Raw genomic sequence first — 26,910 nt, forward strand, 5'->3', positions numbered from 1 at the left:
AAAAACCAAGTTTTTATACAACTTTTTTCATATTTTTCTTTTTATGTATAAAGAAGTAAAAAAAATTTGAAAACTGCCTTTAAAGATCCTTACTTATTGTGATTAAAGCAATTAAGGCAGTGGAATGATGATAGACATGACGAATTTGTTGCGTTCAATCGACAACAACCACAAAGGGCTGCAATTGCTGCTAGGCGACTTTTATAAGGACTTTTCGGACGCACCGATGAACATAGAGATGCTTCATAAAGGTAATCGTTTTGATGAACTCAACAATTACTCTAAAAAATTGAAAACCATCTTAACTTTGTTATGCGACCAAGACCTGCCGCCCAAAATGGCCAAGTTGGAACATTTGAGTAAACACGAATTCCCTGCGCCGGAAGCGCTTTTAGAAGATGTGAAAACTGAACTACAAAACGTCAATAGACAAATCAATCACTTGCTGGATATTAAGGAAGTTGTAGATGACGAGTCATCGAGGTAGGTCATGAGCAATAACCAAATAGAGCATCACCTCAGAAAAGCGCTCGTTTCTAACAACGAGGCTTCCAAGGTCACAGCAGATGACACCATCGTGCTTGCAAGTGCGATGACCAGCGTTCACAAGACGTTGCTCATCATTTTTCTACTTGCTTTGGTGGCTATCGCCGTGGCGTCACAAGCACGCATCGACATTGTCGTTTCTGTACGTGGCGAGCTGTTACTAGAGTCTGATGTTGAGAAAGTTCAACACCTAGAAGGCGGTATTTTAGAAGAGCTGTTAGTGAGAAAAGGGGAAGTTGTATATGAAGGCCAACCTATTGCTCGAATCCGCTCACTCGACCGTAACACCCAACTCGATACAGTGAACACCGAAATCATTCAGCTGGAACTCGATAAAATCCGTTATGAAAGCTTGCGTGACATGATCGAACCAAACTTTGCTTCTTACATCGAAAAATACCCAGAACAAGTTCAAGTCAACATGAATACGTGGCAGCAAGAGTTCTCGAAGAACCGCTCCAACGAAGAGCTGATCACTCACGATATTAAACACAAAAACTCTTTGATTGGATCAATGCTAAAGCGTCGTAAAAGCTCAGAGAACCAACTCTCGCTCATTCGCAAACAACTCAACATCAAAAACACGCTTTATAAAGAAGAGATGGCGTCCTATGTCGACGTTCTAAATATGAAAGTACAAGAATCCAACATGGTTCGTGAGATTGAAAACCTTGATGAGTCCGTCATGAACGAACGTTTCCAGCTCGACAAACTCGAAAAACAACATCGAGATTTGGTTGAGAATCGCAACTCTGAGTACCAAGCACAAATCATTCAGGCCAACAAAGACCTCAAACTAAAACGGATCTTGCAACCACAACATTCCGATAAGGTAGATCGCTTAATCGTCTACTCACCAGTGGATGGTGTGGTCGACAAATTACACTTCAACTTCCGTTCTGCGGTAATACCACCCGGCGAGAGTATCGCTGATATTGCGCCAATCAATAACTCTCTACACGGTGAAGCGAAAATTCCGCGTAAAGACATGGGGTTTGTCGAAATTGGTCAAGCGGTAAAAGTAAAAATGGATACTTACAACTTCGCAAAATATGGATTTGTTGAGGGGACCATCGCCTCAATTAGCCGTTCATCATACGAAGAAGAAGATGCCGAATTCTATTTAGCAGAAATTGAGATTGATCGAAATTTTCTTGAGCGAGGAGGCACTCAATACAAATTATCACCTTATATGGAATTTACCGCCGACGTAAAAACCGGCTCGCGTCGCGTGATCGAATACGCAGCAAAACCGGTGATGTCAGCCATCGAAGATGCATTCGATGAGAGGTAATCAATGAGCGGAAAACCTTCTTATAACATTTCCGTACCAGCACTACGTCTGAGCATATTATTCAGCGTAGTACTGGCGGCGCTCGCTTTCTATTTATACTTTTCTTGGTCAAAAGTAGATTCGGTTGCTCAAGTACAAAGCGCCCCACTGCTCATACAAGCTCAGAAGCTTAATCAGACCATCGAACAAGATATTCAAACTCTACAGCAGTGCTTAAGTACCGACACTTGTGGTACTAACGAATTCAATCTAGCTAACTTGAAGCGTGAAATAGATGAATTTAGATCGCTAGCCTCTTTGAACAAAACTGAGTTCAGCTTGGTTGGCGCGACTGAATACACCCAACTTGAATTAGCGATCAATCGCTTTTCCGACAGCACTAAAACACGCAACGACGTACTCGACTTATACCTGTCACTGACGAACAACTACCTACAAATGGACGACAACTATCGCACCATGTTTAACAACCATGCGAGCGACTTGATGTCAGAGAAAAACGAGTTCTTTATCTGGTTGTTTATGGTGGTCGTGATACTGGCAGTAATCACGGTCCTATCAAATTCAGTTGCTATGTTGAAGCTGAAGAAATCCAGCTCTAATGAGCGAGAAATCGACTATGAGTTCGATGCCCTCTATCAAGAGCTGAAACAACTCGACTTACAAAGGCTCGAAGAGCTTCTGAATGAAGTGAGCATCAATCCGAAACAACGCCAGATCTACTCTCATCTCAAGCTGATCTTCAGTAAATTGGAAGACCAAAAGCGCAATAACGACCTCTACAAACAACTGTATGCGCTAATCGGCTATGAGATTCGCGGAATCACCAACACCATCAATGGTGGTGTCCAATATCTGGTTCAAGAAACCGATGAAAACGGCGTATTGATGGCGAAGGATATTACCTCTGCATGTAGCACCCTATCTGAGTTAGCAGAAAACTATAACCGATTGATTTCACAAGGTACGGAAAGTAAGTCGAAGGAATTCTCGCTACTGAGCGTGTTGTCTGAATTGATGATTCATATCAGCGCCAAAGTTCAGAGGAACGAAGGTCAACTCGACTGCTTTATCTCTGATAATTTGCCCAACCGTGTTGAAGGTCAATCCACCAGCTTGTTCTGGATCTTGTTCCTACAGCTTTCTAACGCCATCCAACTTAAATCAAACAAGAAGTTGTTCGTGACAATAGAGTCTGGCGCAGCTTCGGATATGGAAAATACACGTGTCACCATCAACCTGAATTTCCTTTCAACGTTAGATGTCTCTGTTGCCAAGCTCAACAAGCTCCATTGGAGCGATCATAAACACCATACTGCTAACACAGACGACTTAGCGAAAAGCGTATTAAAAGATTACGGGTATTACGAAAGTCACTGGTTCCAATCAGGTACACAGGAACGTTTTCAGATCGAGCTTGATCTCAAGGCGAAGAATTTCCATACAGAGAAAACTCGTTTCGACGGCAAGCGTTTACTGCTGTGCGCCAATACGCAAGTTCGTATCGATGTAATGAAGAAAATGCTCAGTAACTTGGGGCTTGATATCACTGAAATCCGCACTGCAAATGAGTTGTTTTCAGCGGCCAAGACCTTTGGTGAGTACGATGCCATCATGCTGACCGATACCTTTGAACCTAACAAGCTGCCATCACTGAGCAAAACGGTGAAATCTCAACTTAAGAATCATCCGAATACCAAGCTGTTGCTGTCAGTAACCAATACTCAGCATGCACAAGAGTGTCACAGCTTCGTCGATAAGATCATCAACTCCCCTGCGATTCCTTATGAGTTTATTCCGAACTTACTCACCATTATGGAAGCAGAAGCATCAGAAGAGCAGATGGAAAACAGTTCATTCCTTATCGTAGAGGATGACCGAGTTCAACAAATCTTACTTAAACGAATTTTAACCAAACAAGAGTATGAACCAGACACGGTTGGCGATGGTGCCGACGCAGTAGAGCACTTCATGAATAAACGTTCTGACATCATCTTCATGGACTGCATTATGCCGGGTATGGGCGGCATTGAAGCGACCAAACGCATTCGCCAGTTTGAACAAGAGAACGAGAAAAACCCTTGTACCATCATAGGGGCAACCGCATTGACCAGCAGTAACGAACATCAGGCTTGTATTGAAGCCGGAATGGATTACGTGATCAGCAAACCTTACAAAAGCGACCAAATCATCAAGGTGATCAACAAGTATGTGGCGGTACAGAAACTTAACTAGCAGCATCATGGCTGCGCTTGTATTCAGCACGACACCTTCAGCATCGGCAACGACCCTGCTTGAGGCAGTAGAACTCGGCCTGCAAAACAGCCTGTCCCTTCGCGCCAGTGATAAAGGTGTGGAAGAGAACGAATACAACATTGGGATCAGTCGCTCTAAGTTTCTTCCTTCACTCAATGGTGCAGCTGATACCACATGGAATGAGAATGAAACCTTGTTATCGAGCGTGCCCGATGAAACCTCCAGCTATAACTCAAACAGCTACAGCCTTTCCCTTTCCCAGTCGATATTCAATCTTGGTGATATTTTTAAATATGGAACGGCAAAACTCGACTTCAATATTGAAGAAATTAAACACGAGAACAAAATACAGAGCACCATCTCTGAAATCGGCTCTCAATACTTCGAGTATTTGAAAAACAATGCGCAAATAAAAGCGACAAAGGTAGAGCTTAAATCGTCTGAGACTCGTGAACACCAGATGCGACGCAACGTAGAATTGGGGAACACAGCCGCCAGCGAGCTGTACGAAGTTATCGCTCAGAAAGAAGGCGTGTCGAATCGATTAAGAACCTTGCAGAAAGATCGCCGTGTCATTCTCAACGGGCTGTCCATTCAGATTCAGTACCCTATCACTCCATCACAAGATATATACGAAAGTGTGCCATTAAAAGAGATAAACGAAAGCGAACAACACTCAATCATGGATCAAGCATTAAAGCTCAACAACGACTTGTTAGTTGCGAAGAAAAACGTCGAGAGAAGCCGTAGAAGCTTAAAAGAGAGCGGTACAAACTTCTTACCTACCGTGTCGCTTTCAGCCAGTTATCGTCACGATGACGCCAATAACTACGACAAAACCGACATCACTGCGACAGGCGAAAGCAACTCTACCAGTGTTGGCTTGAATCTAGCCTTGCCTATCTTATCTGGTGGTTCTGATTATTACGGATATCAAAAATCATCGACGGCAATTGAACGTACCGAACTGCTTTATCAAGACTCGCTTTACACTACACGTAACAGCGTGAACACCTCTGTGCTCAACATTAACGATTTTTCGCAATCTATAAGCAGTTACGAGAACATCATTCGCGCCAACTATGCGTCTTACAAAGGTATTCAAAGGGCATACCAGTTAGGCACCCGTACGATCACCGATTTGCTTGCCGCAGAAAGTAAGCTCTTCAGCGCCTTAAGAGATTATGAAAGCGCAAGATACGACTACATCATCGAAACCATCAAGCTTGAGCAAGTTAAGGGCGTGCTCTCGATTCAATCGATAGAAAGCATCATGCAATTGATGAGTGATATCGAAGGACGAAACAATCAAGAGTTAGTGCCTAAACACCTTCTCTCAACTGAGTCGTTGAAAACAGGAGGTCGTAATGCAAACTGAGCAGTTTTCTCAAAAGATCAATATGGCAGATAAGTGTTATCTGACTTTCTCTACAATAATTTCCACTCTATTTGGCTTGGTACTGCCCTTCTCCATTCTGATCATTTTCGACCGAGTATTACCCAACCAAGCACAAGATACCTTGTTCTTGCTGTTCGCGATTATCCTGATTTCTATCTTCCTCGACTACCACTTGAAAAATCAGGAAGAGAAGATATCTTCCGTCATCATGAGGCAGTTTGAGACCAACTTAACCAACAAGGTATTCCAATCCATCTGTTTGGCTGAGATCTCTAAATTTCGCCGCTTAGAACCGGGCGAATACCTCGAACGAATCTCAACCATTCCTGAACTGAAAACCTTCTTTGGTGGAGAGTCGGTTCGAGCTCTGATAAACCTTGCCGTCAGCGTCATAACCATCCTCATCATCGGCCTCATCAACATATGGGCTGGCGTGACGCTTCTGATTGCCTCTCTGATCTTGGCCATTTTCGCTTGGAGCCTTTCTAAACAAAAGATTGGCAGCTTACAGAACAAGTCCGATATAGAGGGCTTAACGACGTCCAAGATCATTGAAATCATTTCTAGCCCGCTGGATATCAAAGCGCGAAACATGGAATACCGCGTTGAAAGCCTAATGACACAAATGGTCGAGGAACGTGAAGTTGAAAACATCAAATACGAACAGATTGAATCGAATTTTGGCTTGATCTTAGCGCTCATCCAACAACTCTCGATTGCTTGTGTTGTTGTGGTATTGGCAACAGCCGTGATCAATATGGAGTCGAGCCAAGGCATCATGGCCGCGATCATCATGCTGACCAACCGTTACTTTGCGCCCTACCAACAAGTGATGCGTACCGCGAGCCGTTGGGAGCTAAACAAACTCCATATACAGCGCATCGCCGAGCTTCTTGAACTGGCCGCGTCGGTTGAACATCAACATGAGACGACCGAAGTAGAACGTATTTCTGTTAAATATTCTGAAAAGCAGCGTATCGAATTCGAACTCGGACAAACCTATTTGCTTACTGGGAAAAGTGGCTCCGGTAAGACCCACCTTGCTAACTGTATTACACGTCAGAACAATGATAACAAACTGGACATCATGATTAATGACACGCCTCTGAGTAACGTAAACTACAACGTTTGGCGTAACAGCGTGCTGATGGTCGATAAAACAAGTTCATTCGTGGAAGGAACCATTATTGATAACCTAACCTGTTTCCGTCCAAGCTTGAATAACACCGCTTTCGCCTTATGTGAAACCATGAACATCAAGGCGCAAATTGACGGACTTCCTGCTGGTTTTTATACGGAACTCAAAGGGCACATGCGCAATCCATTCTCTCGCCAAGTGGGATATGCTCTGTTATTAGTCCGAGCCCTGCTCGCCAGTAAACGTGTATTGATATTCGACGATATCGATTGTGTCTTTGACGAAGAGTTTGCGCGCGTCGTGCTGACCAGTACCGCCTATCGTGCGAATGACAAAATCTTAATCATCGCCAGCAATAAGATGGACAAACTTAACCACCGCCTCAAACGTGTCAAGCTTACGGGAGGTGACCAATGAGTATCCTTGTAGACTTCAACAACGTCTCGCAACGTGTTTCGGATTTTGAAGCAAGCGGTTATGACGAGCGTTACAGTCATTCACCTCTGATTCGCGGCTTGGCCTATACCTTGATTGCTCTTGAGTGGGAAGGTACACCCTCTATACTCAGTGACGCCTTTATTCCCAAGCCAAAAGACAGCGACAGCTTTACTGCAACCATAGAACGTCTTGGATACCGTTGTGATGTCACCCAATTAAAAACGCTCGAGAATATCGATAAGTACCCTCACCCGTGCTTTATTGAGATAGAAAATCTTAGCGCCATCTTTTTAGGTACCAAAGATGGAAAGCTGATGTTGTTTGATTACACGAACAACAACACCATTGAGTATCCAATGTGCAAGAAGCCCTGCTTGTTGATTGCAATTAGTGAATATTCCCGCCTGTTCCGCGAACCACCACCGGAATCTCAGGACAGAAGCAATTGGATAAGGTACGCTTTCTATCGTTATAACAATGAACTTAAAAGCCTGATCATTCTTAGCTTCGTGATCAGTATTCTGGGCGCATTACAGCCATTCTTTATCATGAGTGTGTATAACTTCGCGCTTACTTCGAGTTCTCAAGCGACACTCTATTGGTTGACCTTATTTGCCATTATTGTGGGGTTTTCAGAATACTTTTTTAAAAAGATGCGAGTCAACATCATTGCTACCTCCGGTAAAGATCTCGCGGTTCACATATCCCAAGCCGTAATATCGAAACTGCTTTGGCTACCTTACGCAATGACATCAACTGCAGGGGTTTCATCTCAACTGGCGCGATTGAAAGATATCGATACCTTCCGTCGCTTAGTGACCGCTGAATCAACTCTCAGCTACTTTGATATGCCGTTTGTGATTGTTTTTATCATCGCGATTGCCCTAATGTCTGGCACGGCAGCGCTTGTGGTGATGGGCGGATTAATCTTGATGTTGGTGTTCTGTGTGTACTCACGCTATATCTATTCTCAAGCCACATCCAAAAGCTCTCGCGCCAATGCGATGGTCTCTTATCAATGGAATGAAATCCTTCGTGGTATCAAGACCATTCAGGGTTTGCCTTTACTGCGCGTGGTTCAATCTCGTTTTAGTGCCTCACATATGCAAAGCACCAGTGACGCGGAGAACGTTGCTGTAACCAACAGTAAAATTCAGGCTGCTGGCGGTAGTTTGATTCAGGTGATTGGTACGGCAAGTATCGTGACCGCAGTAATCGGCGTAATGGAAGGCACTTCTGATGCGGGCGCGATGCTTGCGACCGTTATTCTCGTTTGGAAAGCACTAGGCCCGATAATGGGCATCTATAACTCGATTTCTAAGTTTCAATCCATCAAGGCTTCGTCGGCACAGATCAACAACTTGATGTCGATGAATGACGATAAACTGACCTTAGAGAAGAGCCCGCCTATTCGCTTGTTCCAAGGAAGCATTGTGGGCAGTGGTGTGAGTCACCGTTACACAGGAGCAGCAACAGGATTAACCAACCTTGGCTTTAAGATACCTCCCAGTGTAAAAGTCGTCATATGTGGACCGACAGGCAGCGGAAAGACCACGCTCATTTCAATCATGGCTGGCTTAGAAGATCGTTATCAAGGTGCGGTGTCTGTCGATGGCTATAACATTAAGCAATTCAACAGCTATCGCTATCGCACGTCGATTAACTACATCCCTTTCAATTTGCACATTTTCGAAGGTTCTTTGGAGACCAATTTCATTTTACACAATGGATTGATTCCGACAGAGAAAATGCAGGAGATGGTGAGCTTCTTCGAGCTAGACGAATGGCTGCCAGAAGGCTTGGCGACTCAATTGAGTGTCGATAAGTGCAAAGGTCTTCCCAATGGCATTCAACAAAAGCTGCGTTTGGCGCTTGGTTTAGGTAACTGTGAACAATCTCTGATAATCATTGATGAACCGTTCAACGGGGCTGAAAATGAAAACGCGCAGTATTTTAACCGCCTGTTCAGCGATAAGTTGCTGAATAAAACAGTCATTTTTTCGACCAATGATCCCGGTTTGATCGCTACTTCCAATATGAGCTTGGTTCTAGAACCTGATGGCAACTTGAAATATTTTGGCTTAACAGACAAATACTTAAACAGTTTGAGTTAAACACGACGATGCTTATTCACAGATCACTCGTTCAATAAATGGATGTAATTGACAAAAACATAAGTGAGAGAGATGATTCGCTCATAAATCACATGTAACAAGGAAGCAAATGTACACATTCGTTGCAGACAAGCTTGATGTCGCTTACTTATCCGCAATTCCTGAAAACCATCAACTTCAGGGCTGCGATGTGCCTGAAGAGGAGATCGAACTTCGAGAGATCGTTGAGGTTTGGTATGAGTGTGCCTTTCTACCCGCTTTCAACCTTCAGAAAGTCGATATCGAGAACAAAGCTGAGCTAACCGTCATACAAACACATGTTTTGAACAACGATACGAGTACGCTCGCTTTCCTACTCAAAAACAGAGTGTACCGCGCCGCGCTAAACAGAATGCTAGGGGTTTGGACATTAGAACCCTCTGCAAAAACGGTGTTAGAGCAACTTCTGTTTGAACTAAGTCTCGATAAAAAGCGCCCTCATTAACTCGCTTTATAAGCTATTCATCAATAAGCATAAAAATTAAACCGACTGACAATCGCTATAAGTTGCTAGTAAGAGAACATATTTCAAAATAAGCTCTGGAATCACAAGAACTTATACCCCTCCCACACTTCCATTAAATTTACCGTTTCAAGGTTTCCATATCCGCATTTTTATTCTACTGTTTTTATATAAAAACAGTTGGATGGATCCTTATATGGCGATTACGGTCTGGAATAACCTTTCAGTCAAACATAAACTCTTTGGCTTAGTTCTACTTCCCATTTCACTACTGCTCTTTCTAGCAGGCAGACAAGCGTATATTTTAACGACTCAGTTAACCGATTTTGAACGAACCAATCAGTTATCTGTGTATCTTCAAGATATTTCGGTCTTATATCGGAGCACTCTGGCTTCTAGCCCTGAAGAATTCGCGACACAAAGCAGCCAAGTAAAGGCAGAACTAAAAACGCTTTCTCCAGCTATATTTTTAAACACCTCTGATGAAATGAACCAACTGGTTGCAGACTTCAGCGAAGCGACTCTATCAACGATGGAAGCGACGGATAGTTACGATAAATTGGATGCACTTGAATGGCAGAGTGATTTGTACAAACAGTTGCTACTTGAGATAGAAAAAGTCCCTTTCGAAAACACCAAGCGTGAAATTCAACAACACCTCACCGCGTTACAACAACTTGAATGGCTGATGTTTTGGTCAAATGAAGAATTTAAACTGGGTACCTCATTGATCGAGATATTCCAAAATAGCCAAGAATACGACCCAGAACTCGCTGAACAGATCAAAACTCTGAGTGAAAGACAACAACTGTTCCTAGAACGCTTTGTGTCATTGAATGCCAACGAACATCAAGTGTCATTGATGGTTGAAGTGTTTAGAAACGATGTGTTTGCTCAAAGCCAAGAGATCCGCAGCGCACTACTCGACCTAAACGCAATCAGCCAACTGGCGCCACAAGAGATTTCTGTCGGATTAGAGGCAATGAGCGCTCGACTCAGCTTATTGCAAAGCCTCGGTAATGTTATCAAGCAAGAGTTCCAACAGGAAGTTGAGCAAGCCATCTATGAAGCGCAAATCCAGCGAACCCTGTTTATCTCGATCGTTGCTTTGCTCGCGACCATTGTGATGGGATTAACCCTAAGCTTGGCACGACAAGTCACCAACAACCTGAATTTGGTGTTAGCTTTCTTGAAAAGCGAAAATGATGAAACTCGACCTTCTTTGGATAAACTGATTCAAGGCAAAGATGAACTCAGCCTATTTGCGCAGCAAGTTGAACGATTGACCATCGAGCGAGAACACGCAAAAGAGAAGCTAACCTTAGCCGTAGAAGACGCAGAGAGAGCCAAAGATCATGCAATACAAGCGAGTAAAGCGAAAAGTAGCTTCTTGGCTAACATGTCACATGAAATTCGCACTCCGTTAAACGGGGTTATCGGTATCTCAGAGATCCTATCGGATACTCCACTTACACCAACACAACGTGATTATGTAGATACAATCGAGACCTCATCTCAATTACTACTAAGCCTGATCAACGACATCTTAGACTTCTCTAAGATTGAATCTGGCATGTTGTTGATAAGCCCGCATTCGGCATCGATTAGAGAATCCATTTACGACATCGCTTCGATTGTTGCGCCTAAAGCCAAGGAGCAGAAAATATCAGTCAACGTCGATATCAGCCCCGACACACCTGCACGCGTGATGATCGATGACCACCGACTAAGACAGATTTTGATGAACTTTATGTCGAACGCAGTGAAGTTCACAGCCGAAGGTGGTGTAACACTATCAATCAAGACACTCGAACAGTCTAACGACAATGTCACCATTCGATTCGCAGTGCGCGACACAGGTATTGGTATCGATAAACAACAACAGAAACAAATATTCGAACCGTTCGCTCAAGAAGATGATTCAACGACCAGACAATTCGGTGGTACTGGTCTTGGGCTTGCGATCAGTACTCAGCTTGTTGAGCTTATGGGTGGTCAGATTCAACTCGACTCAGTCAAAGGTGAAGGCAGTTGTTTCTACTTCGATTTAGCGCTGCCCGTTGATCTGATGCTTCCTAAACCAAGCACAGCATCAGCAAACATCTACATTCTGGGTAATGAAAACATGCTTTCTGAGCGCATAGAAAGAGACCTTAACCTTTATGGTTTAAAGATCACTCAGCAAACCAACAGCGCAGACACCATCAATGAACAAATATCTGTAAAACAGCACAATAAGCCAATCACGGTCATTTTTGCTGAAGACGATTCATTCCAAGCGAGTGACTATTCAGACAGCCTAAATAAACTCCATCAAAATGGCGCGACTATTTGTTTGATTCGATCATTCCTAAGTGACCCTGCAGATATTGGCAACTGTATTACGGCTCAGGTATCGCAACCCCTACTCGGCTTGCGCTTAATTAAAGCCATTGAACTTTGTGACACACAAGGCCTAGCTGAACTATCAGAAGCCAACCAACAAGCCCTGACGATTCAACAAAAAATCCTTATCGTCGAAGACAACAAAATCAACCAAAAGATTGCCGGACTTCACGTAGGAAAAAGTGGCTTCGAGTTCGAGTTTGCGAATAACGGCCAAGAAGCCGTCAACATGTTTACGGCAAACCCTAACTACGCCGTAATACTGATGGATTGTATGATGCCCGTTATGGACGGCTTTGAAGCGACAGGTAATATTCGTCGCGTTGAAAAAGAGACCAATGCGACGCGACGCATCCCTATCATCGCCCTCACAGCAAGTGTGATTGATGACGATATCCAAAAGTGTTTCGATGTAGGCATGGACGACTACGTGCCAAAACCATTCAAATTCGAGATGTTGAAAGAGAAAGTTCTCGCGGCGGTAGAGGCAATGCCATTGCCTGCCACCCATAACACACCTTCAGTATCCACCACCTCAACGGTCACCCCTATTCATAACGCAAAAACAGCCAAGAAAACGCTACCTGAGCAAGCCGAATTGAACGTGATACCAAGCAAATCAGAGAAAATCCTGTTGGTAGAAGACAATCGCGTAAACCAGAAGGTTGCTTCAGTCATGCTAACAAAAGCTGGCTATGCCTTTGAAATTGCAGACAACGGACAAATAGCCGTTGATATGTATCAGAACGACAGTAGCTTCGACATTATTTTAATGGATTGCATGATGCCGGTGATGGACGGCTTCACCGCAACTAAGGAGATTCGCGAACACGAGAAAAACCTAGGCTTAAGCAAAACTCCTATTATCGCGTTAACCGCCAGCGTTATCGATGATGATATTCAAAAGTGCTTTGATTCCGGAATGGATGGGTACGTAGCGAAGCCCGTAAGAAAAGAAAAGCTATTCCACCAAATAGAAAGTGCGACTTGTTAGGAGAAACCAATGGATTGGATCAAAACAATTAAAACGCTCTCGAGCAGAGCGCTGCTATCCGCGGCTATGGGGTTGTTAGGAAGCTTGCTTCTTCTCAATCCGGCTCATGCCGCAGAAGATTATGCAATATTCTCTCTAGACGCAGGGTTTGAAGAGATATCAATAAACAAAGCGAGAAAGCTATACAGAGGAAAAACAAAACGCCTCAACGGCAAACGCGTAGAACTGTCTGATTGGCCTGAAAACAGCGCCGAGAGAGAAAAATTTTATCAACTTTTACTGGGGAAAAATGCAGCCCAAATGAATGCACACTGGGCTGGCTTATCTTTTTCAGGAAAAGCTCGTTATCCAAGAGAAATCAAAACGGCTTCGACAGACAGTTTAGTCGACTGGCTAGACGACAAACCAAACCGTATTGGTTACTCCCCACTCTCTTCGGTTCCTCAAAATGCCAACGTTCTCTACGTTATAAGTTCGGAGAAATAATATGAAAAAAATAATTACGTCAGTGCTATGTGCTTCGATTGCCTCTCCGGCTTTTGCCATTATTGAACTTACCGATAATTTTTCGTTAAGCGGATTCGGTTCTACTTCTTGGGCAACCTCAGATAACGACAATCCACTCATCATCAACCGCGGTTTTACTGATGAAAATTGTTACGACTGCGATACCACATTTGGAGTTCAGTTAGACTACTTCTACAACTCATTCAAAGCTTCTGTGCAAGTTGTCAAACCACCTCAGTATGATTGGAGTGATCCTCAATTAGAGTGGGCTTACGTCGGTTACGAGTTTAATGACTTCGATGTAAGTATTGGACGCTTAAGGCTGCCACTGTTCCTTGCCTCTGAATACTACTATGTCGGCCAAGCCTATATGACAGCAAGACCACCAACAGAGGTATACAATTCCGTATTAGGTATTACTGCCTTCAATGGTATCAAAGTGAGCTGGACTCATGATGTAAGCGATGAAGCTACCCTGCTACTCTCTCCGTTTTTCGGAATTAAAGATAACAATGAAGTCGACTTCAATTCGACAACTGAGCTTGAATTTGAAACCAATCGAATGTTTGGTGCCAACTTGCAATTAAGTGGAGAGGATTATCGTTGGAACTTATCCTTCTTAGATTCAAATTTCGATCAAACGGTTAAGATTAAAAACGTTGGATCTCTTCCAAAACAAGACAACCAACACATCCAACTTTGGTCGTTAGGTGCCGAGTACGAATTTGGTCAAGCAATACTGGCCAGTGAAGGACAAACCAGTGACTTCTCCTCTTCGATGTACGCAAGTTTGGGTTACAGACTCAATTCGTTCACTCCTTACGTCGTTTATGGCGCTGAGTTTGATTCACACGAGCACCTAACAGGAAACAGCTACCTAATTGGTGTGGATTACGATGTGTTACCAAACGTCTCTATCAACGGTGAAGTGCAGTATTTTGAAGCTCGTAAAGCAAACGGGGCGTTTGTCGAAGATTTTAACGCACAGACTGGCTTTGATGACAAAGATGCCGTGCTTTACACCATTATGTTGAGTTTCGTTTTCTAACCTAGAATTAAACAATCACCATTAAAAAAAGCCCAGGGTAATCATTCAACCTTGGGCTTTTTTATCGCTGTAACTGTTCAGTCAAACCTGCCGAAACATAAACCATAACTATCGTTTCGACGGCGAATATTGAGATGGTTTTATTCCAATGTCAGAGCCGTCAGCATTGTGTAAAAAGGCTGCAAACTCACGAACTTCATCGACCTTGCTCGGTCAATCTTAGAGCAAATAAACAGATACCTTAAACGGAGAACGCATGCGAATAGCTACTTTATCTTTAAGTTTGGTTTCAGCGGTCGGTTTCGCGGCTGAGCCAAATCCTTTTCCAATTACGCCCGATGAAACTGGCGAAGAGTTTATGGTAAGTGCAACTAACCCATACGTAAGCAGTACAGGGTATTCGATACTCAAAAAAGGCGGTAACGCAGTCGATGCCATGGTTGCGATGCAGATGACCATGTCGGTGGTAGAACCGGATATGACAGGGATCGGCGGTGGTACTTTTGCGCTGTTTTATCAAAAAGACAAAGACCAATTTCTTGCTCTCGATGGACGTGATGAAGCGCCCTCAAGTGCGACTCCAGATATGTTCATGGAAGGTGGTAAGGCACTCAGTCGAAATGAGATTTTAGGGCCAAGATCTGTTGCAGTTCCCGGCACGCTCCGTTTGCTCTATAGCACTCATCAAGAATACGGAAAACTGCCATGGTCAGAGCTTGTTCAACCTGCCATTGAGCTTGCCAGTAAAGGTTATGCAATGAACAGCTACACCTATGACATCGTGGTTCGTGAGCAAGAACGATTGATTGAAGATCCAGAAATCAAAGCACTCTATTGGAATAACGGCGAAATTAAACCAACAGGCACCTTGATGACCAATTCAGAGCTTGCCAACACACTGACCAATATTGCTCAACAAGGCGATAAGTACCTTTATGGTGGCGAGTTTGGTAAGCACATCGTAGAAACGGTCAACAGCCGTATCGACTCAGACCACGCTAAGCTCTCTATCGAAGACTTTGAGCACTACCACGTTAAACAACGTGATGTCATTGAGAGCGACTATCGAGGCAATAAAATTGTCTCGTTTGGCTACCCTGCCTCTGGTGGCGTGATGGTTGCTCAAAGTCTTGAAATGCTAGAGGCCTACGACTTGGCAGACATGTCAAAAACCGATGTGGAACCTTGGCGCTTAATGACGGAAGCAATGCGAATCGCCAAAGCCGATCGAATCGCTTATGCGGGCGATCCTGATTACGTTGAAGCCCCTGTGAATGCCCTGCTCGACAAATCCTACATCGATGAACGACGCAAACTGATCCCTGAAAGTGGCATTGCTCAAAACAACCCTAAAGCGGGAAAAGTCACCGATACCGAATACGCGCAGTATCAAGGCTTTGAGAGTCAAGATACCGGACACATTTCCATTATCGACAAAGACGGAAATGCGATTGCAATGACAAGTACAGTCGGCACAGGCATGGGTTCAGGAGTAATGGTCGACGGCGTGATTCTTAACGCGCAAATGGCAAACTTCTCAACCAAACCAACCATCAATGGTAAGCCGACACAAAACGCTATCGAAGCAGGCAAACGTCCTCGCTCAGCGATTACGCCGTTAATGGTGATCGACAAAAAAGACGACCTGCGCTTAGTGGTCGGGTCTCCGGGTAGTTCGCAAATCCCAGGTTACGTGTTGAAAACCGTGGTTGGCGTTCTCGATTGGGATCTCTCCGCACAAGAAGCAATTGACCTGCCGAACATTCAGTACGGCACTAAAATTGATCGAACCAAACCTTATGACCCAACAGGTTTATTAGTTGAGAAGAAGACTTACGCTGAAATGCTTGTCCCTGAATTTATGCAGCTTGGTTATCCAGTGCATGTGATTCCAGTAGTCAGCGGTTTGAACGCCATTGAAATCAAAGATGGCAAGATCCATGGCGCAACAGACAGACGTCGCGCATCCACCTCAATGGGCGAATGATTTAACTAAATGGGTGAGCGACTACGTTCACCCACTTTAGACGCTTCCAACTTAAGGCTTGCTTTGAAACACATTCCAAACAGAACTCTATGACCCGTGTTGGTATGGGTTAACACTAAATACAAAAAAGCCAGTCGAACATTTCGACTGGCTTTTCATTAGCGGCTTCTCTATTTACTCATACAAGGATTATGAGCTTGGCGCTACTCGCTTCTCTTTCAGCTGATCAATTACGTAACCCGGTGCCACTTTTGAAAGCTCTGCCAAGCATTCATCCGTTTTTTCATTACCGTAACGTACGTAGATGTCACATACTGCGTATAGCTGCTCTGGTGACCCAGAGATCAAATACGCTTTCTCGAAAGACTTAGTCGACTTATCGATATTCAACTCTTCTTGCAATACTCCATTTAAGTACCAGTAGTAGCTGTTATCCTTCGCAAGTTCTGCTGCCACTTCAATCTCATTTGCCGCAGCACTCTTGTCTTCAAGACGAACCAGTGTCAAAGATTTAGAATAATGCATCGCTGCATTGTCTGGTACGTTCTTCAAACCGCGATCTAGCACTTCAACCGCTTGTTGGTCTTTGCTCTGTGATCGGAAGTTATCAGCATAGCTCAGCCAAACTTGTGGCTCTTCGGGATGAGTTTTGATGAGCTCTAGATAAACCGTTTCCGCCTTATCCCACTCGTTGTGCCAGCGAAGCACATCAGCAAACAACAGTTGAAATTTTTCAGATTCTTGCGTTTCCAAGAAGCTAATCAACTCTTGTACTGGTGGTTCAATTTGTGCTTTTTGTTGGTCATCTAGAACATTAAAGTCACGAATCAGATTTGACGTTGCCGTGTGACGAACCATGGTATCGGTGTCTTTTAACAGTGGCGACACCAATGCCCAGCGATGCTCAAGTTGGTAAGGTTCAGAACCGATCACTGCCGCTTCACGAACTTCAGGGTTTTGATCTTTTAAGCCCCTAGCAACCGCCACCAGCGCATTCTGGCTTGGGTATTTCGCAAGTTCTTGCAATGCACCAGTACGGTTCTCGATCGATTGATTCTGATCTTGTGCCATGTAAGACAATTGTTGAATACGGGATTGAGTGTCCGTCATTTCAAGCACTTGATTGATATTTTGCGCTGGTGCATCAACGGTTTGTTGAACGCTATTGGCTGCCATGGCCGACGTTGAAATCAATGCGGACGTTGAAACCAATAAAGCAACCGCAGTCGCTAAACTCTTCTTCATCATAGTATTACCTTAAACTAGAGAAACTTAGCCTGTCCTTAGACACGTATTTAATTAAAATTCGTTAGGCTCTATAAACCTAGACACTGAGTTAGAACTTGGTCTCAAACGTAGCTTGTTGCGCCCGTTTTGCACGATGCGCCATCAATACTGCATCACTGAATTTGCCATGAGCCACTGGATGCCCCATTGCACGCGCGACGTAAGCCATCGACTTATCAACGTGGGAAAAGAATTTATGCCAACCTGCACACAAATAGTTCAGACCCGGCTCACCAGCACGAGTTTTGATAAAGCGGTTCTTAGGACACTCACCATGACACGCAAACTTGTAGTCACATTGCTGGCATTGACTGGTCAGCGTGCGTGATTTAGCGAAACCAAATTTCTGTTGTGGTGCACTATATGCGAGATCATCAAGCTTCTCGTGGTGGATGTTGCCTATTTTATATTCAGGGTAAACATAGTGGTCACAAGAAAATACGTCGCCGTTAGGCTCCATCGCTAAGCCTTTACCGCAGATCTCATTCAGGGTACAAAGCGGGTTCGGGCGACCAATCCACGTTTCTAAGCTCGCTTCAAAATACTGAACGAACACTTTACCGATGTCGTTTTTCGCCCACTCGTCAAACACAGAGATCAGGAAATTACCCCAAGCCAAATCAGACACACACCAAGATTCCATGATCGAATCTTTATGGCCAGGGATCAAACGCTTGTCACCTTGCTTAAGTTGCTCACTCACTTGAGACGTTTGTGGCGCAACGGTTCTAAAGGTTTTCTGCTCAACGATAGGAATAAACTGCATTTGTGGAGACTTCACCACATCACGCAAGAAGCGATACACTTCGAGTGCATTTTGACTGGTCAGGTTATTCACACAGGTAAGCGTGGCGAATTTCACTTGGTGTTTGTGCAGCAACTCAACAGCCGCCATTACTTGTTTGAAGGTGCCACGCCCGGCTCTGTTGACACGATACGCATTGTGCAGCATTTCAGGGCCATCAATACTCAAACCAATCAGGAAGTTATTCTTTGCTAAGAAACGACCCCAATCGTCATTGAGCAGTGTGCCGTTAGTTTGTAGGTCGTTTGAAATCAACACACCCTTAGGTTGATACTTTTTCTGTAGCTCAACCACACGTTCGAAATACGCTAATCCCAGCATGGTCGGTTCACCGCCCTGCCATGAGAAGATGATTTCAGGGGTATTTTGACCTTCGATGTATTGTCGGATGTAAGTCTCTAACGTCTCATCATCCATTCTTGGAGAACTGCCTTTCTTGTACTCCAACAAATCTTGCTTACTTAGGTAATAACAATATTTACAGTCAATGTTACACGCTGCGCCAATCGGTTTAGCCATAACATGCAAGCGCTTAGACGCTTTACCGTTATATTGTGGACCTTGAGTAATGTGCATGATTTACCTACCTATCTTATTATCTTGTTCCCATCATAATTCCTAATAAAGTCAGTGGCATGTTATACCCTTTATAACCAATAGGAATGACCTTAAACGTTAGAATCACAGCCTATTTCGAACATTTGAGGCACGTGATGAAATTTTTCAATTACAAACATTTAGCAGCAGTTAGCAGCGTCACCATGACTATTTTCCTAAGCGGCTGTGCAAGCGTGCCTACACACCCTATCGCCCAACAAATCGACCAAGAGATGGTGTTGGTTGAAGGCGGTACATTCACCATGGGTTCAAACCTCCCTGAAGCAAGCAAAGCCGAGCGACCTGCACGAGATATAACTGTAGATAGTTTCTACATCGCGAAGTTTGAGGTGACTCAAGAATTGTTCGAATCGGTGATGGGTTCATCTCTCAGTTATTTCCAAAACCCGCAAGTTCCGGTCAATAACCTAAGCTGGCAACAAGCGAACTATTTCGTTGAACAGCTGAACGAACTAACGGGCGAAGAATACCGCCTGCCGACTGAAGCTGAATGGGAATTTGCAGCGAAGGGTGGCAACAAAAGCAAAGGCTATACTTACAGTGGTTCCAACAACTTAGATGATGTTGCGTGGTACTCAGCAAATTCAAAAAATAGCGCGCATCCTGTCGGGCTAAAGAAGCCAAATGAACTAGGCTTATATGACATGACAGGAAACGTTGGTGAGTTTGTCATTGATGCTTTCGATGACACCTTCTACAGATTCGGTCCAACAGACAATCCAAACAATGCTAAACACAGTGACGTTGGTTTATCACACAAATCAGTGCGCGGTGGCAGCTTTGCTTATGACGAAGATGAATCTGAAAGTTACCGTCGTGATTTCGCAAGCCAATCGATCACTATGTCGGATATGGGTCTGCGCCTAGTTAAAGAGGCAGACTAACAAAATACCCCATGGTAGCTGAACAACAGACAACCTCTGCTCAGTGGTTAACCCATGACATTTTGAATAACGAAATTACATTGAATAAGGATACTCTATGCAATACACCAAGCTTTCAGGGCTTACACTTGCGTTACTCTGTGCCTTCCCTGCCTCAGCAACAGAAAAGCCAAATCTAGTCTTACAAATCACGGTAGATGGCCTACGAGCAGATCTTATCGAGCGATATAAGCACAACTTCGGTGAAGGTGGTTTTCGCTACTTAATGGATGACGGTACCTACTACACCAATGCGAACTACCAGCACGGCAACACAGAAACCATTGTCGGTCATGTATCGCTTGCCACAGGCGCTCCACCGAGTGTTCATGGCATGGTAGGGAATGTTTGGTATGACCGTAGTGAAGAACGTTTGGTGTATAACGTAGAAGACGGTAACTACAAGATGCTGACTTCAGGGGCGGGTGTCGACAAAGCAACCGAGATCGACCCAACGCAAAAGACAGCACAAGGCGATGGTCGCTCTCCAGAGCCTATACTTGCTACCACCTTTGGTGACGAACTGATGATTTCCAATAGCGGAAAATCTAAAGTCTTCGGTGTCTCAGTAAAAGATCGAGGCGCGATCTCACTTGCAGGACACAGTGGCAAAGCGTTCTGGTTCTCGAAAGCACAATCGGAATTTGTTACCAGTAATTATTACTATGACGAATATCCAGCTTGGGTATCTCGTTGGAATGAAAAAGAAATTGCAGCCCAATACTCTAAGCAAAAGTGGGAGTTATCATTACCACGTGAAAACTACACCCTGCAAGAACACAACACGGACCACAAGGTTAAGTTAGGCGATTTCCAACGCACTTTCCCTCACCCATACGGCCCAGCAAGCTACAAATACTACAGCACAACATTAACCGTCAGCCCAGCTGGCGATGAGATTACAGAGAACTTTGCAAGCACGCTGTTGATGCAAGAGAAGTTAGGCCAAGGCGACGTCACCGATTACTTATCAGTAAGTTTCTCATCCAACGACTATGTGGTTCACCTCTACGGGCCTGAAAGCTTAGAGACCGAAGACAACCTAATTCGACTTGATAAGACGATCGCTAAGCTTCTTAAAACCGTCGATAACCAAGTTGGCCTTGAGAACACGTTAATTGTACTGTCTGCCGATCACGGTGTACCTGAATCTTCACCTGCGGCAAATGCTCTGGGTTTCAATCAAGCTCAGTACTTCAACAAAGATACGTTGCTGTCGAGTGGCGTAGAGAAACGATTGAAGGATGAGTTTGGTTTATCCAAAGACGCAATACGCTTGTATGCACAGCCTTATATTTATCTGAATCACGATTTAATCGCGGAGAAGAAACTTGACCTGGCTAAAGTTCAGGAAGCGATTGCTGATGAGATTGCCAAAATAAAAGGCGTTGCGTTTGCCGTATCGAGCAGCGATATTGCGACGAACCGAGTCCCTGATACTCATGTAATGCAGCTTATTAAGAACAACTACCACCCTGCTCGTTCTGGCGACGTGTACGTAGTATTTGCTCCACGTAGCTACATTAACGACATGGAAGGCCTTCAAATTGCCTCGACTCATGGTTCACCTTGGAAATACGATACGCATGTACCGGTTATTTTCGCAGGCTATGATGTGGATGCTAAGAAGGTTTCACGTCCAGTCACGCCATACGACATTGCACCGACACTTTCGAACAAATTGGGGATCACTCAACCAAGTGGTTCAATTGGACAAGTGCTAGAAGAAATCACTGAATAATCGAAATCACGGAGTTTGTGAGTCAAACTTCCAAACCCCAAACATAGAAAGAGCCGCTAATCTGCTTAAGCTTCAACAAAGCGAGTTTAAACAGATTTTCGGCTCTTTTTGTAATGCTCGATAGAGTCACGCGAACCTAATTCTTCCCCGAGTAGCGAAACGCTTCTCTGGTTAGCTGATTCAATTGCTCATCAGTCATTTTATTATGTACAACGTTTATTCGGCCCAAATAAACCAACGGAACTTCTGCCTCTCGCTCTTGCAAGTGAAACTTAATCGCTTCAGCCGTCGCCACACCAAGGTCATCACTCATTCTCATTGGTGTCGCATCTAACTCGTCAGAACGAATCTTTTCGATCTCTTTTGCAGTACCGCCCCAACCTGTCACATAAACTTCAGATAACATATCAGCTTTGTTTAAAGCATCTACGGCACCCATGGTCATCGCCGTATTGGCATTGTGAACCATGGTCACCTCAGGAAAGTTACCTAACACTAAGCGAATTCCATCAGCGCCACCTATCTTTTGATACTGTCCGAAGTGCTCATATACCGTTAACCAGTCACCTTTCTCTTCTACACAATCGATGAAACCTTGTGAACGCTGCGTATCAGTGATTCCCGGAATTCCTCTATTGGCAGAAAACTCGACCTCATTTCCTAACTCTTGCACCACATGGTCACACAACACTTCCGCACCCATTGCACTTGAAAAATCAAACCAACTGTCTGGTTGATGTTTCCATTGCTCATTGGGTGTGTGAAAAGCCCAAATAAAGGTTTTGAACTCTGTTGATGCAGACAGTTTCTGGATGTTTCCAGCTTGTATACCCAGTTCAGAAGGACCAAAAATCACAAAGTCATAGGGCATTTCAGAATTTAGCACTTGATCGGTGTATTGAGTCTGTAATGAGTGCTCAATTTGTCTCGAAGTAAACTCTTTAATTTCGAATGGTAGCTCTAAAGCGATCAATCTTTCCTTCAACGCCGTGTAATTTCGCGTCCAAAAGTCAGAAATATCTGCACTTGGGTAAATTAGGGCAATTCTGACCGGTTTTTCTACCGACATTGGAGTTAGCGAGATCGGCTCGCCACTCACAGTCTCTTGAAATTTTTCAAGTTTCTTTACATCAGCCTCCGACCTTACCCCGTCAGCATTGACGTACAAAGGGAGGCAAAAACACGCTGCCAGTAGGGTTGGTAAAACATTTTTATAAATTTGACCCGGCATAACTGTTACCAAATGTTTGAATGTTTATTAACAATATTATAAATATAGAGCGATTATAAGTTAAAGCGTTTTATAAGCCATATGAATAAGAGATTAAATTTTGCGAGTTTGTTGCTCGCTACTACTTGCTACTCTCAGAGTTTTGCGGGTAATCATGAAGACGATTTCTTCCAATATGCTGAAGAAAAAGTGATGCGAGCGGTTTCCAACCAGAGAACTTGGGATGGCCCAATGCAAGGTCCTGCGGTGCGTCATGAAAAAAACGTTATTTTTGTCGCGTCTGACTTGCGCAATGGTGGCGTGTATGGTGTAGGAAAAGGCATATCTGAAGCCATTTCTAACATTAATTGGCACCTTAGGTTCATTGATGGCTTGGGCTCAGAAGTACGCCAAGGTGCGGCGATCAGAAAAGCGATTGGCTTTGAACCCGATGCCATTGTTCTAGGCGGTATCGACGCAGTTCGACACAAAACCATTTTGAGAAAAGCCGAAGATCTAGGGATCGTTGTTATTGGTTGGCACGCCACTGAGCTGGTTGGTGGAAACCCAGATATTGGCTTATACACCAATATCACAACCGACCCTCTTGATGTAGCCGAAATAGCGGCTCTACTCGCTATAGTCAACTCAAATGGCCGTGCCAAAACCGTGGTGTTCACCGACCCTAATTATGAAATAGCGATGATCAAAGCCAACGCTATGGTCAACACGATTAAACGTTGTAACACGTGCGATGTTCTTGAACTGAACTACCTGCCGCTAGAAAAAATCGCCGAACAGATGCCTGCGACATTAAAAATGCTAGAGAAGAAATACGACGAAAAAATCACGCATATACTAGCAATTAACGATCTATACATTGATTACGCTATCCCTTCTCTAGAGTCTAATCTCGAGGAGTACAGACTGATTCCACAAAACATTTCCGCAGGTGACGGAAGTAAAGCCGCATACAAACGAATAAACAGCGGCCAGTTCCAATTGGCTACTGTCCCTGAACCTCTTTATTTACAAGGCTGGCAAATTGTCGACGAGCTCAACCGAGCGTTTAACGACATGCCACCGAGTGGCTACTCTGCCCCTGTTCATCTCGTCACGCCTGATAATGTTGAAGAGCTAATAAGCCAAGAAGACAAAGGTATTTACGACCCTAAAAACGGTTACCGTGAAGCGTATCTGAGAATTTGGAAGCCACAATGAAATTACGTCAGATAAGCATCACCCAACGACTCATCATTTCGAACCTTTTATCGTTATTGATCGTGAGCCTCGCCGTCATCATGGTGATTCGGTCGCTCTATTACGTAGAATCGACGCTCAAAACCGAAACCTCTACACACGTTTCAGAGTTGATAGTGAACTCCGAGATCAGCCGTCGAGTGTTCACTTTGACGTCTCGAGTGAAACTGCTTGAACAAACCTTCTTGTTCAGCGAAACCACCTTGTCTGAAGAAGCGTTTAACGTGGATTTCCAACTGCAACGCCTAAGAGATTTGTCGACCAATGAAGGGTTCTCGCAAAAAATTGATGCCTTTATTAATAACTTCCACCGATTCTTGGGTAGCTCACTGGCACTGAATAGAATATTTAAGCAAACAAATCAAATCGATGCAGCCCTAGCCGCCCAACTAAATCAGCTCGAATTTGCGATAGCCGATAGTAAGCTCAGGCACTTAGACCAACCTAATTTTATCCGTTATAACAATGAATTAGATCTTATCAACATGTTGAGAGAGTCTTTTCTAACTTCAGGAAAAATGGTAGGCGACATACACAGTCGTATCACTCCAGAAACCGAGAAAGTACTGCTTATCGAAGTCGAGAAAGAACTCGATATCTTTTTGCTTCACTTAGAAAACGTTGATATAGAAACACCCGCGGTTATCACCGAGAAGAAGCGAATCAGCCGAACGGTTAAACGATACAACGCCGCTTTGAAACGTATTCGCGCTAACCTCGAACAGCGTTGGTTAGTGATGGCGTCACTCTTAGCAGCACAAAGTGACTTGTTAGAGATGGTAGAAAACACCGAGTTACGTGTCCAAACCCAAGCCTTAGAGTTAACCGACCAACTTGAAAAAGAGATCGGCTTATCAAGGTTAAACGCCATTATCATGAGCTTTTTCGCGATTGTACTGTCGATGCTGTTGGTCAACCACGTGGTTAGACACCACATCAGACAGCCCCTAAATGCTCTTAGGCATGGCTTTGACCGTTTAGAATCCGGTAGCCTCAAAAACCCAATCAACTTGGGCAGAAATGACGAATGGTCTCACTTAGAAAAAGCCTATAACAACATGGCATCGAGGTTGTCTGAAGCCTATTTGGATCTCACGGAGGAAAAGAAGAACTTCGACTTCCTTGCCCATCATGATCCGCTGACCAACTTAGCGAATCGACTATTAGCAACCAAACAGTTAGACAAAGAAATCGAGCGTTCAAGTGAGAACAACGCACCTTTCTTATTGTTTTATCTCGATATTGACGAATTTAAGACCATCAATGACTCGTTAGGCCACGCGCCAGGCGACAACCTATTGGTTAATGTGTCTGACATTCTGAGTAACCTAGTCGGAGACAAAGGCTTCGTTGCTCGAATGGGCGGAGATGAATTCTTGGTCATGTATTCAAACGTTGGTTTGGATGAGGGCGAGCCAATCGCTGATCGCTTGAACCAAGCATTGAGAAAACCTTATTACATTGACGACAACTCTATCTTCGTGTCAGCGAGTATCGGCGTGTGTGAATACCCGACTCACGGTTTAGATCGTGAAACCTTAATTCGAAACGCAGATACCGCCATGTATCACGCCAAACGTAATGGTAGAGACCAATACAGAGTTTATGCTGACGAAATGACCCATGCGGTCAATGACTTAATCGAAACCAATATGGGGCTTCATCAAGCCATCGCCAATGACGAACTGGAAGTCTACTTCCAACCCAAGGTGGATTTAAACTCACAAGACATTATTGGAGCCGAGGCTTTAATTCGATGGAGACATCCCAAGTTAGGGCTACTGCCACCGGTTGATTTTCTTGAAGTCGCCGAGAGAAGTGACTTAATCATCGACATTGATAAGTGGGTCTTTAAGAAAGTCGCCAACCTGATCACCGAGTGGCAGCACGCGGGCTTAGACCTTCAAGGAGTGATTTTCTCCATCAACTTCTCAGCCAGAATGTTCTACATGACCGACCTCGCTGAACAACTGCAAGTGATACTGGACGAAACCGATTGTCAGCCGCATCAGTTGCTACTGGAAATCACTGAAAGAGACATGATGCGTGATTTTGAGACATGCTCAAGGACCATAGAAGTGCTTCATTCGAAGGGGTATAAGATCGCGATTGATGATTTTGGTACAGGTTATTCTTCATTGTCAGTGTTGAAAAATCTGTCTGCTGATTGCGTCAAGTTAGACCGAAGCTTTATTGAAGACATTAACTCGTCAAAAGTCGATTACGAGATCACTTGCGCGGTACTCAAACTCGCACAAATACTGGATTTTTCAGTGATAGCAGAAGGTTTGGAAACTCAAAACCACGTAGAGACCCTGCGTCAGATAGGTTGTAAATATGCTCAAGGCTATTTCTTCGCAAGGCCGTTGCCGATTGATGATTGGGTGTCTTACTTCTTGCTCCACTCAGAACAGAGGCCAAAAGAGGCATAACAGCTGTTAGCTGCATAATAGGTCTT

General features: G+C 44.1%; 18 protein-coding genes. 15 read left to right on the forward strand and 3 right to left on the reverse strand.

Annotation, left to right across the window (positions count from 1 at the left end):
- The first annotated feature begins 124 nt into the window (after positions 1 to 124).
- The 11 genes from AC3CKG_RS24090 (at position 125) to ggt (ending at position 16,608) form a co-directional block, all read left to right on the forward strand.
- Complete coding sequence (locus AC3CKG_RS24090; RefSeq protein ID WP_065104796.1) at positions 125 to 487, forward strand: hypothetical protein; 363 nt, start codon at positions 125 to 127, stop codon at positions 485 to 487.
- Positions 488 to 490: 3 nt separating this feature from the next.
- Positions 491 to 1,840 (forward strand): HlyD family type I secretion periplasmic adaptor subunit, encoded by a 1,350-nt coding sequence (locus AC3CKG_RS24095; protein WP_017099383.1) that lies wholly within the window; start codon positions 491 to 493, stop codon positions 1,838 to 1,840.
- A 3-nt stretch (positions 1,841 to 1,843) separates the two neighbouring features.
- Positions 1,844 to 4,075 (forward strand): ATP-binding response regulator, encoded by a 2,232-nt coding sequence (locus tag AC3CKG_RS24100; RefSeq protein WP_488529525.1) that lies wholly within the window; start codon positions 1,844 to 1,846, stop codon positions 4,073 to 4,075.
- Positions 4,050 to 5,474: a TolC family protein gene (locus AC3CKG_RS24105; protein WP_102350726.1), complete on the forward strand. Its 1,425-nt coding sequence runs from the start codon at positions 4,050 to 4,052 to the stop codon at positions 5,472 to 5,474. Before AC3CKG_RS24100 ends, AC3CKG_RS24105 begins: the two co-directional genes overlap by 26 nt.
- On the forward strand, positions 5,464 to 7,050 hold the full coding sequence (locus tag AC3CKG_RS24110) for an ABC transporter transmembrane domain-containing protein (RefSeq protein ID WP_488529526.1): 1,587 nt from the start codon (positions 5,464 to 5,466) through the stop codon (positions 7,048 to 7,050). The genes AC3CKG_RS24105 and AC3CKG_RS24110 overlap by 11 nt, the downstream gene beginning before the upstream one ends.
- A complete protein-coding gene (locus AC3CKG_RS24115) occupies positions 7,047 to 9,185 on the forward strand; it encodes an ATP-binding cassette domain-containing protein (RefSeq protein WP_488529527.1) in 2,139 nt (712 codons plus the stop codon). Before AC3CKG_RS24110 ends, AC3CKG_RS24115 begins: the two co-directional genes overlap by 4 nt.
- Before the next feature lie 109 nt (positions 9,186 to 9,294).
- A complete protein-coding gene (locus AC3CKG_RS24120) occupies positions 9,295 to 9,669 on the forward strand; it encodes a hypothetical protein (protein WP_102313969.1) in 375 nt (124 codons plus the stop codon).
- A 214-nt stretch (positions 9,670 to 9,883) separates the two neighbouring features.
- Complete coding sequence (locus AC3CKG_RS24125) at positions 9,884 to 13,066, forward strand: response regulator (protein WP_488529528.1); 3,183 nt, start codon at positions 9,884 to 9,886, stop codon at positions 13,064 to 13,066.
- A 9-nt stretch (positions 13,067 to 13,075) separates the two neighbouring features.
- On the forward strand, positions 13,076 to 13,552 hold the full coding sequence (locus AC3CKG_RS24130) for a hypothetical protein (protein ID WP_102339217.1): 477 nt from the start codon (positions 13,076 to 13,078) through the stop codon (positions 13,550 to 13,552).
- 1 nt (position 13,553) lies between these two features.
- Positions 13,554 to 14,621, forward strand: a complete 1,068-nt coding sequence (locus tag AC3CKG_RS24135) for a sulfate ABC transporter permease (RefSeq protein ID WP_488529529.1) — start codon at positions 13,554 to 13,556, stop codon at positions 14,619 to 14,621.
- 256 nt (positions 14,622 to 14,877) lie between these two features.
- The gene (gene ggt / locus AC3CKG_RS24140; RefSeq protein WP_488529530.1) at positions 14,878 to 16,608 is read left to right on the forward strand and encodes a gamma-glutamyltransferase; all 1,731 of its coding nucleotides are present in this window, start codon (positions 14,878 to 14,880) and stop codon (positions 16,606 to 16,608) included.
- Positions 16,609 to 16,797: 189 nt separating this feature from the next.
- Here ggt and AC3CKG_RS24145 read toward each other — a convergent pair whose 3' ends face one another.
- Positions 16,798 to 17,856, reverse strand: coding sequence for a tetratricopeptide repeat protein (locus AC3CKG_RS24145; RefSeq protein WP_488529531.1), 1,059 nt, complete (start codon positions 17,854 to 17,856; stop codon positions 16,798 to 16,800).
- Between the two features lie 88 nt (positions 17,857 to 17,944).
- Positions 17,945 to 19,276 (reverse strand): anaerobic sulfatase maturase, encoded by a 1,332-nt coding sequence (locus AC3CKG_RS24150; RefSeq protein ID WP_102339220.1) that lies wholly within the window; start codon positions 19,274 to 19,276, stop codon positions 17,945 to 17,947.
- Positions 19,277 to 19,413: 137 nt separating this feature from the next.
- Between AC3CKG_RS24150 and AC3CKG_RS24155 the strand changes: the two genes are divergently transcribed.
- Together AC3CKG_RS24155 and AC3CKG_RS24160 are read left to right on the forward strand one after the other, a co-directional pair.
- Positions 19,414 to 20,202: a formylglycine-generating enzyme family protein gene (locus tag AC3CKG_RS24155; protein ID WP_488529532.1), complete on the forward strand. Its 789-nt coding sequence runs from the start codon at positions 19,414 to 19,416 to the stop codon at positions 20,200 to 20,202.
- 97 nt (positions 20,203 to 20,299) lie between these two features.
- On the forward strand, positions 20,300 to 21,982 hold the full coding sequence (locus tag AC3CKG_RS24160; protein WP_281054427.1) for an alkaline phosphatase family protein: 1,683 nt from the start codon (positions 20,300 to 20,302) through the stop codon (positions 21,980 to 21,982).
- Positions 21,983 to 22,118: 136 nt separating this feature from the next.
- On the opposite strand, the gene AC3CKG_RS24165 is transcribed toward AC3CKG_RS24160, so the two are convergent.
- Positions 22,119 to 23,213 carry a substrate-binding domain-containing protein gene (locus tag AC3CKG_RS24165; RefSeq protein ID WP_065104784.1) on the reverse strand — a complete coding sequence of 365 codons (1,095 nt, stop codon included), beginning with the start codon at positions 23,211 to 23,213 and terminating at the stop codon, positions 22,119 to 22,121.
- A gap of 81 nt (positions 23,214 to 23,294) precedes the next feature.
- On the opposite strand from AC3CKG_RS24165, the gene AC3CKG_RS24170 reads away from it, so the two are divergent.
- Together AC3CKG_RS24170 and AC3CKG_RS24175 are read left to right on the forward strand one after the other, a co-directional pair.
- Positions 23,295 to 24,413 (forward strand): substrate-binding domain-containing protein, encoded by a 1,119-nt coding sequence (locus AC3CKG_RS24170; protein WP_102326012.1) that lies wholly within the window; start codon positions 23,295 to 23,297, stop codon positions 24,411 to 24,413.
- The gene (locus tag AC3CKG_RS24175; protein WP_488529533.1) at positions 24,410 to 26,884 is read left to right on the forward strand and encodes a putative bifunctional diguanylate cyclase/phosphodiesterase; all 2,475 of its coding nucleotides are present in this window, start codon (positions 24,410 to 24,412) and stop codon (positions 26,882 to 26,884) included. Before AC3CKG_RS24170 ends, AC3CKG_RS24175 begins: the two co-directional genes overlap by 4 nt.
- Positions 26,885 to 26,910 lie beyond the last annotated feature (26 nt).

The organism is Vibrio sp. QJM3NY_15, assembly GCF_057785995.1.